Origin of the sequence: Kribbella sp. NBC_01245 (assembly GCF_036226525.1) — a bacterium.
GTDB lineage: Bacteria > Actinomycetota > Actinomycetes > Propionibacteriales > Kribbellaceae > Kribbella.
The window spans coordinates 3,217,036-3,232,510 of sequence record NZ_CP108487.1 but is presented as its reverse complement, the minus strand read 5'-3'; the positions used below and the strand labels follow the sequence as shown (position 1 = coordinate 3,232,510).

The 15,475-nt window shown below is 60.7% G+C and carries 14 protein-coding genes and 1 pseudogene; 1 reads left to right on the top strand and 14 read right to left on the bottom strand.

The genetic code is table 11. From position 1 onward, the window contains the following. Positions 1-152: 152 nt before the first annotated feature. From OG394_RS40075 to OG394_RS14170, 13 genes and pseudogenes are all read right to left on the bottom strand, one after another. Positions 153-1,277, bottom strand: a pseudogene (locus OG394_RS40075) (recombinase family protein); the annotation flags it as partial. Positions 1,278-1,398: 121 nt separating this feature from the next. After that, positions 1,399-2,043, bottom strand: a complete 645-nt coding sequence (locus tag OG394_RS14220) for an ImmA/IrrE family metallo-endopeptidase (RefSeq protein WP_328995811.1) — start codon at positions 2,041-2,043, stop codon at positions 1,399-1,401. 51 nt (positions 2,044-2,094) lie between these two features. Then, positions 2,095-2,481 carry a helix-turn-helix domain-containing protein gene (locus OG394_RS40070; RefSeq protein ID WP_442914286.1) on the bottom strand — a complete coding sequence of 129 codons (387 nt, stop codon included), beginning with the start codon at positions 2,479-2,481 and terminating at the stop codon, positions 2,095-2,097. 234 nt (positions 2,482-2,715) lie between these two features. Next, positions 2,716-3,096, bottom strand: a complete 381-nt coding sequence (locus OG394_RS14215) for a hypothetical protein (protein ID WP_328995810.1) — start codon at positions 3,094-3,096, stop codon at positions 2,716-2,718. 127 nt (positions 3,097-3,223) lie between these two features. Then, on the bottom strand, positions 3,224-4,039 hold the full coding sequence (locus tag OG394_RS14210) for an antirestriction protein ArdA (RefSeq protein ID WP_328995809.1): 816 nt from the start codon (positions 4,037-4,039) through the stop codon (positions 3,224-3,226). A 45-nt stretch (positions 4,040-4,084) separates the two neighbouring features. Beyond that, positions 4,085-5,011 carry a DNA-methyltransferase gene (locus tag OG394_RS14205; RefSeq protein WP_328995808.1) on the bottom strand — a complete coding sequence of 309 codons (927 nt, stop codon included), beginning with the start codon at positions 5,009-5,011 and terminating at the stop codon, positions 4,085-4,087. Positions 5,012-5,088: 77 nt separating this feature from the next. Then, entirely contained in the window at positions 5,089-6,045 is a 957-nt protein-coding gene (locus OG394_RS14200; RefSeq protein ID WP_328995807.1) for a replication-relaxation family protein, read from the bottom strand. Beyond that, positions 6,042-8,195, bottom strand: coding sequence for a type IV secretory system conjugative DNA transfer family protein (locus tag OG394_RS14195; RefSeq protein ID WP_328995806.1), 2,154 nt, complete (start codon positions 8,193-8,195; stop codon positions 6,042-6,044). Before OG394_RS14195 ends, OG394_RS14200 begins: the two co-directional genes overlap by 4 nt. Before the next feature lie 398 nt (positions 8,196-8,593). Then, a complete protein-coding gene (locus tag OG394_RS14190) occupies positions 8,594-8,797 on the bottom strand; it encodes a hypothetical protein (protein WP_328995805.1) in 204 nt (67 codons plus the stop codon). After that, on the bottom strand, positions 8,787-9,386 hold the full coding sequence (locus OG394_RS14185) for an MT-A70 family methyltransferase (protein ID WP_328995804.1): 600 nt from the start codon (positions 9,384-9,386) through the stop codon (positions 8,787-8,789). Before OG394_RS14185 ends, OG394_RS14190 begins: the two co-directional genes overlap by 11 nt. Continuing rightward, entirely contained in the window at positions 9,383-10,123 is a 741-nt protein-coding gene (locus tag OG394_RS14180; protein ID WP_328995803.1) for a hypothetical protein, read from the bottom strand. The genes OG394_RS14185 and OG394_RS14180 overlap by 4 nt, the downstream gene beginning before the upstream one ends. After that, the gene (locus OG394_RS14175; RefSeq protein ID WP_328995802.1) at positions 10,120-11,229 is read right to left on the bottom strand and encodes a hypothetical protein; all 1,110 of its coding nucleotides are present in this window, start codon (positions 11,227-11,229) and stop codon (positions 10,120-10,122) included. Before OG394_RS14175 ends, OG394_RS14180 begins: the two co-directional genes overlap by 4 nt. Continuing rightward, on the bottom strand, positions 11,190-11,999 hold the full coding sequence (locus OG394_RS14170; RefSeq protein ID WP_328995801.1) for a hypothetical protein: 810 nt from the start codon (positions 11,997-11,999) through the stop codon (positions 11,190-11,192). Before OG394_RS14170 ends, OG394_RS14175 begins: the two co-directional genes overlap by 40 nt. Positions 12,000-12,121: 122 nt before the next feature. Here OG394_RS14170 and OG394_RS14165 point away from each other — a divergent pair, with 122 nt between their 5' ends. Next, the gene (locus OG394_RS14165) at positions 12,122-15,001 is read left to right on the top strand and encodes an ATP-binding protein (protein WP_328995800.1); all 2,880 of its coding nucleotides are present in this window, start codon (positions 12,122-12,124) and stop codon (positions 14,999-15,001) included. On the opposite strand, the gene OG394_RS14160 is transcribed toward OG394_RS14165, so the two are convergent. Further along, complete coding sequence (locus OG394_RS14160) at positions 14,998-15,423, bottom strand: hypothetical protein (protein WP_328995799.1); 426 nt, start codon at positions 15,421-15,423, stop codon at positions 14,998-15,000. The two genes, OG394_RS14165 and OG394_RS14160, sit on opposite strands and share 4 nt — an antisense overlap. Positions 15,424-15,475 lie beyond the last annotated feature (52 nt).

Below are 15,475 nucleotides of genomic sequence, written 5' to 3'. Positions count from 1 at the left end.
CGGGCTGAGCCTTCGCGGTCCCCGATTGCGGCGGCGATGTGCGCTCGGGTGCTGTTGATGAAGGTGGGGCTGAAGCGAATCGCAGCGTAGAGGTTTTCGATTGCGTCCTCGATGCGGATGGCGTTGACGTGCGGCGTCTGGCAGTCGCCGCCTTTGCGGCCGTTGCTGCAGAAGAAGTAGACGTACTCGGTGCCGCTTGCTTTGACTGTGGACTGGATGACCATGCGCTGGGTGACGCCGTTCTTCTGGCAGCGTCCGCAGAACAGCGAGCCCTTCAGGTAGTGGTGGTGGACACGGCGGCGTTCGCCTGCTGTGACGCGGACATCGATGACATCTTGAACTTGTTGGAAGAGGTCCTCATCGATCAGTGCTTCATGGCGGCCGTCGATCTCCTTGCCCTTATAGGTGATGTAGCCGAGGTAGTACCGATCCCGAAGCATCGTGGATAGTTTTGTGGTCGATACTTCCTTCGCAGGGTACTTTCTCGTTGCCCGGGTGCGCAGACCTCGGTCATAGAGTTCGTCGGACAGGCTCGCCAGGCTGTACTCACCAGTGGCATAAAGCTCAAAAGCCAGCTTGACGAGCGGGGCACGCTGCGGGTCAAGCTTCACGGTACGGACTTGGCGATCCTCGAATCGCTCGAAGACGTTCAGGTAGCCGATCGGTGCCCGGCCGAGTGTGCCGCCGCCGAGCGCTTTTTGTCCCATCTTGTAGGAGATGTCTGCGCCGGACTCGCGGGACTGGTACTCGTTGAAGGTAGCAAGGATGCCGTGCATGAGCTGACCGACGGGTGTCTCGTCAATTGCTTCGGTTGCTGAGACCAGCGAGACGCCGCGCTTTCGGAGGTCGGCCATCACAATCGCGTCATCGAGGCGGTTGCGGGCCATTCGGGACAGTTTGTAGACGATGACGACGTCGACGTCCTTACGTTCCCGGATACGTGCGAGCATGCGTTGAAAGGCCACTCGCTTCGTCATCTCGGTGGCCGTCTTGCCGGGTTCGACGTACTCATCAACGACAACGAAGCCGAGTTGGTCGGCTTTGCGGTAGCAGGCGACTCGCTGCGCAGGGAGAGAGATCCCCTCTGGGTCGTAGTCGGTGTTGACCTGGCCTGCGGAGGAGACCCGGAGGTAGATGACTGCCCGCAGAGCTTGGGATGCCCGGGACAGGTCGACCGTCTCGCCGGTGATGGCGTCTACCGCAGTGATCTCGAAGTCGGTGCTGTCCGAGAAGAGGTGGAGCTTGTCATCAGGCGTCGGCAGGTAGGCGCTGTTCATCGGGTGTATTCCTCCATCGAGGGACGGGGCTTCGTCTGAGGCTGCGGATCTGACCGAGGAGATAGCAAGAGTGAGGTTCCAAGCGGAGTCATGCACCGTGTGGTTGGCTCGATGGACCCGATCATGGCCAGATTCCTTCGGTGGGAAGCGACCGTTGATACAGCGGTCGGCCTTGGCAAGTGGGGTCAGTGGCGGGACGCACGCACCTGTCGTGGATCGTGCTGAGGCCGGTTTGTGCCAGTCGCACGGTGACTGCAAGAGGCGAGATGTCGAAGTGGTATGCGAGCTTGAAAGGGCTCTGGATGCCGTGACCCCAGGCTGATTTGAGGAACCTTTTCGGCAGCAGGACGCAGCCGGCGAAGTAGTTGGCCACGAGTTCGGCCTGTTCGCTCGCGGTGTGGAGGTGGTCGCCGGTGTAAAGCAGATGGGTGCGACCATGATCGAGGATGTGCTTGAACTCGTGCATCAGCGTGAAGCGCTGTCGACGCGAGCTCTCACGATTGTTGAGGGCGATGATCCAGTGCGTACCGTTCCAATGGCTGGTGCCGCTGACCGGTAGCGCTTCGTAGATCACTTGCACGCGGGGCAACTCGCTGACGATTTCGCTCGGTACTGAGCCTTCGGTGATCTCGAATAGCGCGAGGAACTTACTCGCTTGGAGTTCAGCGATGCGTTTGGCCTCACTGAGGCTGACGGTACGGGCTGGTATGACGGATCGGAGGGCGGCCAGTACGCTCCTTGTCTCGATTGGTTTTGTGTAATTCATGCTTCCCCCCTTTCGGTTAGTAGTTGATCGTCTGTATTCGGATGCGTGGGATTAGGTTTCGTCTTCTCCCCGCTTTGGCCCGTTGGCGTCGTATCCGGTGCGTTTGGCGATACGGGCGAAGGTCGCGTTGAGTTCCGCGAAGTCTTCGGGCGATAGTTTGCCGTACCGAGCGCGGAGATATGGTGTGAAGCTCGGAAGTTCGTTTTCCTCAAGCCAATCTAGGGCGCCGAACAAGTCGCCTGCAGGGATATCGAGAGCGTGGGCAATTGCTATCAGATTCTCCGCTTGGGGTGGATGCTGCAACTGTGACGCTTCGATACGGGTGATCGTGCTTGGAGTCAGCCCTGACCGGCGGGCAAGTTCGCTAGCCGAGTAACCTCGCGCTAAACGTGCTTCCTTGATCGTGCTAGATAGTGCTCGCTGTTGTTCCGGTGTCATTTGATCTCTCCAATATTTACCTTTCCCTTATTATCCGCTTATCGTTGCGTTGATGCAACGAAATGAGCACTTTCTACAACATATCCTTATTAATAGGACAGCCTTTCCTACCAAATATTCTTGGTGGATTAGCGGGTGGGAGGCGGGCGCGTTGGCGCTCCTGCCTCCCACCCGTGGTGGTGGTCACTCGCTCGACCCGTAGGGGAGCGGCGACGGTGACTTGCGCGAAGGGTGTTAGCTCTTCGCGCGGGGCGACCTGGTGGTCGTCTTGGTGGGTGTTGCCTCGGCGTCGTCGGTGGCGTCCGCTTCGGGAGCGGTGTCGCCATCGCTAACGCGCGCTTCGTTTGCCTGAGTGTCTGACCCAAACAGCGATTCGATCGCGCCGCGCCGGTCGGCGGCTTCTTGCTCAATCTTCTTGAGCTCGGCAGCAACCCGATCCTTGAAGTCCGGCTCGGCCTGCTTCTTCTCGACGTACAACGCCGCTCCGCGGACAAGTGCGTCCTGAAGCGACAGGCCGTCGAGCTTGGCCATCATGGTGACCTGCGAGTGCAGACCGTTGTTCAGCCTGACCCCGATGGTCTTGTAACTACCGGGTGGGCCGGTGACATCGCTCATGGCGAGGTCCCTCCTCAGTGTTGGTGCAGCCGGCCATCCCTGATGGATGACAAGGACGGCTGCACGGCACCGACGAGGCGTCGGCGTCGGATTCCGTTTCGAGTTGTCAAAGTGCAGTTGGGTTCGCTCAGACCCGGCCGTTGAAGACCCAGACGCCGCCAGGATGGTCGGCGAAGCGAACCTCACCGCTGGTCTCCATCTCGTGCACCATGTGCTCAAAGTCGATGCGGACGACATCGCGGAGCCAGTCGGGGAGTTTTGCGAGTTCGTCGTCGCCGTTCAGTTCGTCGACGATGTGTTGGGCGTATGCCTCGCGGCTCTCGTAGTCGCCGAAGTAGGCGGTCTCAAAGCGTTCGAGCGTGTAGACGTCGCGGTTGTCGTTGATCTCCGCCCAGGCGGAGAAGGCTAGGCCGTGTGCGGCGATGCCCTTGCCGAGGGAGCACACCACGTCGAGCGATTCGTACTCGTGCAGCAGTACGGAGCCGAAGCCGTCTTGGTCGTGGATGGCCCACTCTTCGGCCGGTTGTCCGGTCCAATGGGCGTGGAGCGAGTGGGAAAGGATCTTGCGGATATCCGCCTGGATGTCCTCGAGGTCCTGGCTGGCGTCGATCCAGTCGCCGACGTCATGGCCCTCGGTGTGGTCGACGAGCGATCGGACGTAGATGCGGGGTCGGATGCGTTTGTCGGCTTCACCCTGTTCAGGTTCGCCGGCCGCGAGAGCGTCCCGACGAGCTGCCAGCATCTCTTCGTGCTCGATGAGCGCGGTGGCGTCTTCTTCGTTGAGGCCGTAGCCGACATAGCGCTCCAACTTCTCCCGGTTGGCTCGCCGCTCCTCGGCTGCCGCGGTGCGGGCCGCCTCGATCTGGGCTTGCCTCTCGGGGTCGTCCGTGCCGTAGCTGTTGACGCCGCCTTCTTGGTTTGGTTGTGGGGGACGTTCACTCATGTCACCTCCTTTCGTGTTTGTGGTTGGTTCGGGGAGAGCTGGCCGTCATGCGGCCGTGCTCTCCGGCGTGGGTCGGGCCGCGGCGACCCGGTCAGTCGCGAGTTGGGCAAAGTCCGGGTTGAGCTCGATGCCGAGCCAGTCCCGGCCGTGCTTCTCCGCAGCAACGGCAGTCGTGCCAGCACCCATGAACGGATCGAGCACGATGGCCGGTTCGCTCGGTGCCTCACAGGTGCAGGTCGCCAGGAGTGCCCCGCGGATTGCTGTAGCTCCGAGTCGTCTCGTAACGCGTTTGTGTGGTTTCAGGCAGTTGGAGCAGCGAGCTTCCGGACTGCCGGCAAGGACGGCCCGTTCGGCTAGCCGCTCGGGAAAGGTGGCGAAGTGGGCGCCCCGGTAGGAGCTGGTTGCCAGCCGCCACACGTCACCAGGATTGCCGCCAAAGGGATGCCCGACGATGCCCGCCTGTTTGAGCGCCACCAGGCCGCGGATGTTGTCGGTACTGCGAGCCCGCCACTCGCTTGGGATGGAGTCCTTGGCAGATGCCTGCGGGGTGGTCGGCTTACTGCGATGCGGCACGCGGATCGAGTCCAGGTCGAAGAAGTAGCTGCGCTGCTTGGTGAGCAGGAAGACGACTTCGTAGGTAGTGGTCAATCGGTCCGGCACGCTACTCGGCATGGGGTTGGTCTTGCTCCAGATGATCTGATTTCGTACCAACCATCCGTCTGCCGCAAGCGCCGCTGACAACCGCGCCGGCCCCAGGAGCAGACTCTTCCTTGGTGAGCCCTCACGGTCGTGGATCGAGTACCGATCCGCCACGTTGAGCCAGAAGCTGCCCGTCGGCGTGAGAACTCGGCGGACTTCGGCGGCAACTGCGGTGAGATTGCTGACCCACTCCTGAATGGTGGCTTCTTGTCCGAGCTGGCCTTCAACTTGGTAGTGCCTCAAGTTGAAATATGGAGGGGAAGTAAGCGCCATGTCGACAGATTCACTCGGGAGCTGACGGAGCTGCTCTAACGCGTCACCGACCAGGATGTGGTTTCGAGGTCCCTTGCTCATGCTGCACCCCCGATCACGATGGGGACGAGCTGATCCATGGTGACGACGTGGAACAGATCCTTGTCGAGACGAGCGCTGCGGATCGCGGCTGACAGCTTGTCTGCCCGCAGCTGGTTGGGGACTACCCAGAGGACGCGGGGAAACACATCGTGGGCATCTTGTTCAATCCCGCTTCGGCGGTAATCCTCGTAGAGCTGGCATTTGCGGACGACCGTCGGTGGGTGTTCGCTACCTAGATCGACCTCGAGAAACCAATGGTCTTCGTAGTCGCCCTGGGCAGTAACGACCGCGAGGTCGGGGCGAAGGAGTCGCCGGGCGCCGCCAGGTCCGGGGAAGTAGCGCCAGCTACCAGGTTCGATCTGGACGGTAACGAGTTCCAGAGCATGGCCGTGGGCTGCGTTGGCGAGCGCTACGTGGGCGTCGGCGACAGCCAACGTGTGTTCGAGGAGTCGGACGGAAGGTTCTCGTTGGCGTCGACGTGCCCCGTTACCGGCGTCGGTTTGCAGGAGCCGGTCACCGGCCGGGCCGAGTTGCCAGACATAGCTGCTCGATCCGGCGTGGATGCCGCCAACGCGGCGATCGAGGTGGACTATCAGCTGGAGTTTGTCCAACCGTCGCAGGACTCGGTTGGCGCTGCGCGTGGCAGCCAGCGCTGAACCATGTCCGATGAAGTGAAGCCGTTCGATGTGCTTTGAGGTAAGGAGTCGATGAGTCGAGATCGATTTCAAAATTTCGAGATCACGAGTACTTACGCTGTTCCGGAGACTGGCGAGGACACGTCGGCCGGTTCGCTTGTTGGGGTGGGTGGCGGGTAGGAGATCACTAGAGGTGGATGAACTATTCCCGGCCGCTAATGAGCGGTTCGTCGGTCCTGACCTGCGAGGTTCTGTGGTGTTCGCTGAGGCGATCGGACGGTCGATCGGACGGTCTGGCCCTTCCTGAGTGGCGCTCATGCTGACCTCCTTTTGCGTCCGCTCTGCCCGCTGGTCTCAGCCGGATCAAGTCCGGTTTGAGCAAGTTCGGCCAGATCTTGTTCGACGTCATCCAGCGAGCGGCCGAACTGCTGACGGCTGCGCTTGATGAGGACTTCGGGGTCGTTGATGGCTGGTGTGAGTGGGAAGGTGCGGCCCGCCGCGTACGGCGTGGTTTGCCCGTCCTTGGTGGCGAGGCTGGCGTAGACGTTGAAGGCGGGGAGCGCGGTCAGATCGTCTGCGGTGATCTCGGGGTGCCCCTTGGCGAGAAGGGTTGCGTCGTCGTGGGCGAGCGAGAACAGGATCCTCGAGCGAATGTTGCCCAGGAAGCCGGCGCGGAGGCCAGGCGAGAGCTGTCCGGCGTACTGGTGGGCCAGGATGAATCCGGCCCCCATGCCCCGCGCTTGGGCAAGTGCATCTGCGAGGTCGGTGGACGTTGAGATGTAGTCCTGGACCTCATCGATGACAGCCAGGATGGGTGGACGCTGGTTCTGCGGGAGGGCAACCCGACGTTGGATTGCGTGCCACAACTCGGCAACGACGAGCGAACCTGTCAGGCGGGCGGCTTCGGCTCCAATGACCTGCTTCCGGAGCGGGACGAGCAGAATCTTGCTGCCGGACAGGACCTCGTTCATCGTGATCCGTGGTTTCCGCTGTCCGACGACAGCCCGAAGCCCTGGGTTAATCAGGAGTGGCCGTAGCTTGTTCTGAAGCGGTGCGATGACGTTGGCGCGGTTCTCGTCCGACATCGATTCGTACCATTCCCAGAACGGGCCAAGGGCGATCGGGTCAGCTGCCGCTACCTGGCGAACGACGGAACGGCGAAAGCCGGTGTTGGTGAGCAGCAGCGGCACCATGGCGAGGCTGGCATCGCCACGTCTTGCCAGGGTTAGCAGGGCGGCGTGCAGGATGTCTTGGCTGCGGACGCCCAGCGAGTCCCCGTACAGCGAGCGGAAGACGCTCAGCAGTCCTTCCACACGGCTCTCTGGCGCCCCGGTGCCGGCCAGTGGGTTCAGCCCAAGTGGTGCTTCGTCGGTGGGATCCAGCACGATCACGTCGTTCCAGCGGTTTCGACCGATACGCGATAAGACATCATTTACCAGATCGCCTTTGGGCTCTATGACAATTGTTCCGCGTCCTGCCTCGATGTTTTGAATGATCAAATTGCCGAGAAGCGTGGATTTTCCCGTTCCATTCGGCCCGAGGATCCATGTATGTCGGAGTGATGCGCCGACGTCGAGGCCGATTGCCCGCGTGTGTCCTGGTGCGGTTGCTTCGGTCACGACAAGGTCTGGTGTCGCTGAGAGTAGGTCGGATGGAGGCAGTAGACGGGGATGAATTCCCGGTACTCCAGGGAGATCAGATTCCCCGATCGGCCATGCGATGAGGCCGCGGAGCTCCGAGCTGTTGAGAGCCATTGGCCACCACCACGGACTCAATCCGGCGTTGAGTCTGCGTGCCCGATCCGGGACGAGGCGCAGATGGGTGCCAGGTGCGTCGAGTGTTCGCGCAGCGGTGAGGAGGCCAGCCATCAGGGAACGGCGACGCTGAGGTGAGGCAGCGTTGACACCGAAGCGGATCACGCAGTCGAAGCCAGATTCGCTTTCCTTGGTGCGCTGAGCGCTGCGACCTTCGCTGTCTGCGTGACCTGCCGGCGCAGGGCCGAAGATCCCAGCTGACCTCGACATCGGCCGAGCCGGGACAACACGAGCGGCTTTACGAGGCCCGAGCACGATCTGAATCACGGCGTGCTCAGTACCGAAGACACGGTGCAGAGCAGCCAGAATCGCGCGGGTCGATGCTTCTGGATCGCCGGTGCGAAGTGCCCTCGTTCGGCTGCTGATCCGTAGAGCTGCGGCGTGACTGACTTCGGGCCGATACACGTCCTTAGTGGTGATCTGCGTCCCGCGGATCGTCTGCTTCACCATGGCGGCGACAGAGCTTTCAGCCCTGCGCGGGACACCTAGTAAGTACTGTGTCGTCAGGCAGGACCGAACCTCCAGTACGAGCCGTGGATTGCGAGGGTCACCGCTCCACAGGTGAAGGAGTTCGAGGACGGTGGCAGGTAGCACGGGCCGCTGGAAGTGAAGTTGCAGCCAGATGAGTTCGTCAAGTTTGCGGCCTCTAGTCATCGGCTACTCCTGAGGCCTCGGCGCTGCGGGATAGCTCAGATGGAGTGGTGGAGTCCGAAGTGCGCCCATTCTCGGCTTCCGCCTCTGCTTCGGCCTGAGCCATCGCGAGTTCAATGAGAGCACGCCCGAGTTTCCGCATATCTGGCTCATTGCGGCGCACCGCTCGGATGGAGAGGCGACGTTCCCGGCCAGCCGGTCTCCGGCTGCCGCGTGAATTCTTGTTACTCATAATCTTCCCTCCTTTCTATTTATCGTTGCGTCCATGCAACGCTCTGTACTTAGTTATACGTTGCATGGACGCAACGGCCAATAGTATTTGCGTATTCCACAACACCGATAAGAACAGGAATGTCTCTAGAAAAGAGGTGTTGATTTGGTGCAACAAATTCGACTACAAATCACCAACGTGACTGCCGCCATCGGATGATGAGGACGGCGACCCACAGCACGATGCCGAGGATGACGCCGCCGATGAGCCACGGCATGATCGGGCGGAGGAAGCTGACGGCCAGGTTGAGCAGTATTGAAGTGGCGAAGAGGACGAGGCTGCCGCGCCACAGCCAGCGGAGCGGATCCTTCGACGGGTCGCTCTTATCTGTCATGGCGCTCACCACCTTTCGCGTCATTCCGGACGCTGTCAGAGCTCACCGGGTAGCCGGGGATGGTGATGTCGGCCGTGATTTGGTTGCCCCAGACCGACCACGGCGCGGCTGACGGAGGTCGCCTGCGGGCGAACAACTCCAGGTACGGCCCGTCCGAGATGCGCTCGATGAGGGCGTATTGCTCTTCGGGTTTGTGCGAGTGGTCCTGAACCGGTGCGTTGATCCATGTCGGCTGGCTCCGAAAGTTGACCGGCGCTCGCCCACGCGTTGCAAACAACAGGTGCTCGGTAGAGTTCCTGAGGTAGTTGCCGAGCCCGAGCCGGAACTTGACCCAGGTGAGCGGCGAGCGAACCGTAAAGCCCCAGGCCTCGGCCACGTCGTACCCGTCGCGCAGGGTCGCGTTGGTGACCCACAACCACAGGTGCGCATCCTCGGCGGCAAGGTCGCGGATGGGCATCGCCTTGATCCGCTTGAGCGTCATGAGGGAGTAGTGCTGAGCTGCCCCTCGCGCGCCCTTCTGCTCAATGTCCCAGGGCGGGTCAGCCAGGATGGTGCGGAACTTCGTGGACGAACTCGTTTTGGCGTTCACGAATTGGTTCTCCGTTGCTGGTTGTTTGAAGCAATGGGGATCGGCGCAGGCCGGCTGCCGGGCCGATGCGTGGTCAGGCTTGCGAAGACGGCCCGGGCGACGGTGCCGGGCGAATCGGTATAGCTCGCGTGGCTGATTTGGATCCGCTCATGCATGAGCCCGTCGACCTGTGTGCCACCCAGAACAACCGCGTGCACGTCGCCGGGGAACTCGGCCAGGTCGGTGAGCACCTGGTCCATGTCGACATCGAATAGCTGGAAATCGCTCAGGATGACCAGGGTCGCGCGGTGCTCCGGGTGAGCCTCCGCGAGTTCGATGCCCGCTTTCAGAGACGGGCCGAGGTTGCTGCAGCCCCGGGCGTCGGGGGGCACTCGAAGCCCGGCATCGAGTTGCTTGAGTCCAGCGCTGGTTAAAGGAACCGGAGAGACGTCTCCACTGGTTGGGGTATCGAAGTGGTGGACCGCACCGAGCTCATGTTTGCCGCCGCGCCGGACGACGGCTTCAAAAGCACGGCGGGCCTCCTCGTACCGATTGGAGACCGGATCGGCACCGGTCGGCCCGATGACCGAGCCGGAATCGTCCGCGATGACGATCAGGAGCGTCGGCTCCTTGGCGGGCCGGCCAGGGTTCCCGAGGGTGTAGGTGATCGGGTTTCTCCGGACCCGCTTACTGGGTCCGGAGGTCCAACGTAGTTCGGCTCGAGCCAGCCGAGCCTTCAAGAGTTCTGCGCGGATCACTTGCGATCACCCCGCAGCCGCCGTCCCGTACTGAGTGGCTTCGGACCGACACCATGTCCGGCGACACCGGTATTGCGAGTCAGGACATGTTTTGCCAGAGCGATCAGATACCACCTTGCGGCCTCACCGCGGTGGGCGTGCTCCGTCCGCAAGGACTTGGCCATTTCGATCGCTTCAGCCTGGTGAATGAACACCCGCGACGATGCGAGCTTGTCGTAGTCGGCAATCGCCTTCTTGAGGCTGCGTTCGAGAGATGCCAGCAGGTCGGCCACGTCATCGGCATAGCTGTAGGTGGACACGAACGAGCCGAGGGCCGTGGCCGCTGCCATGGCGCCGAACGCGATGCCCGAGGCCATGCCTTCGACGGACAGCCTCAAGGTGACGATGCCCATCGCGATGATGACCACGACCATGACGCTGATGAAGCCGACAGTCTTCATGATGTTGACGCCGGCCTCCATCCCACCGAACAGGTGGCGATAGCGCGCCTCGTCCTCACTCAAGCTGTCTGCGTCTCGTCGGCGCTGACGAGACATCCGCAGATCCTTCAAGTCGGCACCGGCCTGACCGCTGACCACTCCGGCGAAACCGACGGCCAGCGCTTGCCCAAAGGCAACGATCGGGTATTCGCCCAGGCTGATCGCCGCCCCAAGGATTCCGGCGGTGTCACCGAGGGCCAGAACGACGAGACCGGTGAGGTACCGATACCAAGCCGAACGATCTCGCCGGGTTAGGGCCTTCAACGTGTTGACAGCATGCTCGTGGCGGGCCATCGCGTTGTCGACACTCGCGAGGCGTCGTTCCAGAATCGCTGTCTTCGCTGCCACCTGCATCCCGAGTCCTGCCGCTGCGGCTTGGTGGGGGCGCAGATCGGCCTCTCCCTGGGCAGCGGACAACTCATGCTGTTCGTTGCCGTGGGCCTTGTTCCTTTGCTCGATCCAGTACTCATGGACATCGCCGGGTTGAGCAACGGCCGTGGCCTTGTCGATCTGCTGCATGATGTCGCTGTCGGCGTCGTCCCGGGCTTGTTGCCAGCCGTCGTAGTTCGCATGGCGAGCCACCGCGATCACCGGCCCGTCGCGGCGTAGTCGGTAACGGTGGTGCACGACGCGGCGCCGGTCTTGTGGCAGACGCCGTCCCAGAAGCCGATCAGGGCGTTGGTCAGTGCCGAGGACGGTGCGGAGCCGCTGGCGACCTTGCCGATGCCCGCTACGGTCACCGAGGCGTCCGGCAAGCGGGGGACCAGGACCGTCGCGCCGATCTTGCGGGCTTCACCCATGGCGATCGGCTTGGTAACGCCCTTACCGACCGTTTGCAAGCCGTCGGTCAGGATGACGAGGCGCAGGCGATACGCCGTGCCCAGCTGGTTGCGGTACTCGGCCGCTAACCGGAACTGCGCGGTGATGTCGCTGTGGGCTGGCGACACCTTCTTGATGGCCGGCGGGTAGGCCTCGGTCACCTTCGTGCTGATGTCGTCGACCAGCTTGGAGACGCGGCGCAGGCGAGCGTTGTCGGTCGCGCCGTCGAGCTTGAGTTCGCCGTCGTACAGGGCGACGGTCGCCGCGCTGGTGGCCGAGAACACCGTCACAAGCAGATGCCCGCCGCAGATCGCGGTCAGGCGCGCGTTCTGCTTGATGATGTCGAGGCGCGCGGCGTCCAGCTCCGGCGTCCGGCCGCTGCCGCTGACATCCAGGTCGACCTTGCTGGCGAGCCCCTTGTCCTTGGGGCAGGTCTTCAGGATTTCCTTGTCACGGGCGAGGTCGCCTGCGCCAGCCGGAGCTGAACCACAGCCGGCGAGCGCCCAGAGTAGGCAGACCAACGCGACTAGCGCATGGAGTGCGCGTGTGAGGGCGTTGGTCGAGGGGATGGGGGCCATGTCGATACCGTCCCGAATCGCTCATCTATCGAGCGGGGTGCTCGTTAGTGATGCGACGGTCGCGACTGGACCGGACACTTGGCCCTAGCTGACCCGGACAGCTGTCGGACACTATGGGTGCCATGCCGGACATGAACGACGCGTATGCCGACTTGAAAGATCTGGTTCAGGAGCTCGGGAGGGTGCAGGAGCGGGACGTCCTCCGGGTCGAGGGCGAAGGTGGGCTGCCAGCTCTAGAACTGACCAGACTCGTCGAGTACGCGGATCGATGTCATGTGCCACTTGAGTCCTCTGTAGGAACTCGTATACATCGGTTGCTTGCCTTGGCCCTCCCTCTTGTAGAGGACGTTGACATGCGGGCGCGGGCAGATTTGCTGTTCGGCGTCACGATGCGTAGCGGGTTGCCGGATGACCGGCGCGACGCGGTTCGTGAGAAGTTCGGCGAGCGCGCGGGTACCAGCCGCAAGGCAATTCAGCGGCGGGACGCTAAGGCGCGGCGTTCGCTGGCCGAGGCTATCGTCCAGCTTGCGATCCTACGATCGCGCGATCCTGAAGGGCGAGCATCGGGACCGGAACTGGTTGAGAGCGAAGAGTTCGGCCAGACCCCATACGCTCGGCGAAGCAGCTATCACCGCCGGCTACAGGATTACGTGGCAGATGGGCAGCAGATAATCGAGCTGACGGGCGATTCCGGGAACGGAAAGTCTAGATTGGCGCAGGAATTCCTCAAGGAGATGTTCCCTCTCTCCCAGCACAGGTTTGAAGTGCATGCGAGCTCACCCACTGCGCTGTTGGCAAGTATGGTGCGAGAGCTAGCACGGTTTGGCGTGCGCGAGATTGGGTCGTCGGAGGTTGAGCTACGACAAGCCCTGTCGGCTTTGCTGAATTCGGAGTCGTCGCCGAGGGTGGTCCTTCTTGACGATGTCGCAGAATGGCAGCTAGTAAAAGATATCGTCGCCAGCTCTACTGTCCGATGCTTGATCACTAGCACGCCGAAGGTCGTACCTCGCCAGGTGCCACATGTCACGATCGAGGTCGATACGCTTCACCGCGATCAGACGGATAGCATTTTCAGACACTATCTGCCAGATATAGAGGCAGCGGCGCTTGATCTCTTGACTGAAACGTTGGCCGGTAAGCCTCTCGCAATCGAACAAGCGTGCCTACGCCTGCAAGAAGAGGATGCTCCGTCGGTTAGCGAGTATGTTCGATTGTTGACCATTGATGCCGGATTGGCGCTGAATTCCGACGACGATGGTGAAAGAGCTCTCGCGACAATCTATGCTCAGACATTGGCGCGGCTTGAGGGTAAGAGTCCAGATGCGGTCCAATTGATCCATCTAATAAGTCAGACAGCAGGGTATGACGTGCCAGTACTCCCGGTCACGTTCGCGCTTGCACTCCGGGTTGAGATACCCGACGTGGATGTGGCCCAGGCAAGAGCAAATGCGGCTATCAGGGTGCTTCGGTCAAATAGGTTGATCAAGACGACGGCTCGCGGTATTGACATTCATCGATTGACCTCACGCATCATTCGCAGCGCGGGCCGCGATAATGCGATGAAGGACTGCGTTGCGCTTCATGATACGTTCGCAATTTTGTTCAACCCGAACGTTAGACATGGAACATTATCCGGTATTGCCACAACGGCTCTGCCTCATGTGGTCGAGATCCTCATGAGTCTTTTTGCCGGATGGGACGTCAAAACAGATGGGCGGCCAGGTTGGATTAATGGTGTAGAGATTCGGCATGCGATTACTGGCCTCAGTCAAGCTGGCGACCGAGAGCGGGCAATCAGACTCGTGTACGCGAATATGACATGGGCTAGGATCCAACCGCTGAATCGCGGAGAAGCCAACCACGCTCTGTACGGTGCTCTGGGGGCGGGCTTCCGGCTGGGAGTAACCCGGCCTGCCGATTATGCAGCCACCCTGGAGGACATGGACGCCTTAGAAGAGCCGTCCAGGTCTTCGGGAGGCGAGAAGTTTGGTAAGCGAGACATGACGATGCACCTGGAAATGATCCGAGCGTTCATAGGCGCAGGAAATTTCAGTGAAGCGGTGACCGGGATAAAGTTGTATATAAAACTTATCGGACATCCGAATGCCACTAGTATGCCGCGCACTATGGGAGATGCCCTTTCGGCTGCTGGAGAGATCTGCCAGGCGACGAATTCTTGGGGCAGAGCAAAGAGCTTGTTCGATCTTTCGGGGAAATCGTATGCGCTCTTGTGGAACAGCGACAAGAGGTCGGCGGTTCGAGGCATCCTTGCGAGTCAGCTGAACCAGGCGGATCTAGCTGTTAACGACGGAAAACTTTCCGATGCATATAGGTTTCTTGATGAACTGCGAAGTTTGGTGGCGAATGAGCCGATGCTCTTGGCTGACAAGACCTTGATGGCGCGATTCCATCATATTGCCGCACGCATCATTCTAAAGAACGACGTCCTTGTCGGCGAAGTGTCAACACACCCTGAAACTGGTCAGGAAATGATTGTTGGACATTCCGACTCAGCTATCGGATTGGCCTTCATGACCGCGCATGATCGCATGATCCCTTCAGTAAACCTGACCGCGATGATATACCTCGGTTGGATGGCAATGGGGAAGGTGGAACTAATCGAGGAATACTCCGAGATGATGGACTCGATTGAGGCCAAGGCAAAAAAGTACGATGATTCCGCGCTGCTACATCGAAGCCGCCTACTCGCAATCAAGCTCCGATTGATTGCGGCACGTCAAACGAGAGCAGATCTTGCAGAGGCGCATGCGATTGGAACAGCATGTACCGAAGACCGCAGATACTTCTTGGCCATCGAAGCATATCTAGTTCATCTGAGTATTGCGGTGGTGATGGGCGAGAAGAAGTTGGCTCAGAACTCTATGAGTACGATAGTTAAGCTTGAGGAGGCGAGGGGGTCGGTACTGTCTCTCGAGCCAACCGCTCAGGGGTTACTTGATCAGTCGATGCCGCTAACAACCCTCCTAGTAGTCAACGTCTAAATATCCGTCGGCCTCAACGAAGGTGGAACTTGATCAGACGACAAGCCGCCATCTCTTATTGCGTCGCGAATCTGCATTCTGATCTCGGCGTTCAGCGCTTCATCTTCTTGGGCAAGAAGATCCTGCCATAACCGTTGAGCAGCGACGGGATCTAGTTCTGCTAGCTGCGGCAGAAGGGCTGCGGCGCTCTGACGATTTTCCTCTACATCGCTCTGTGTGAAAAGTTCGCACACTTCACGTGCCTTGCCTAGATCAACCAGTGGCAGCATCTCAAGTGCTCGATCGAGACGCTCAAGTAGACGTTCCGCACCTGCCGCTGTCAGTGCGTCGTTCAACTCAACTATTTCTTCCGACGAAAACTGACGCAGATCTATTGGATCGGCTACAGGCGTTTCTCGTTCCGGTGTTACATCGTATTCCACAACTTCTTACATTGTCCCATAATCGGATATTGCCGTAAAGTCCTAGGTTTCC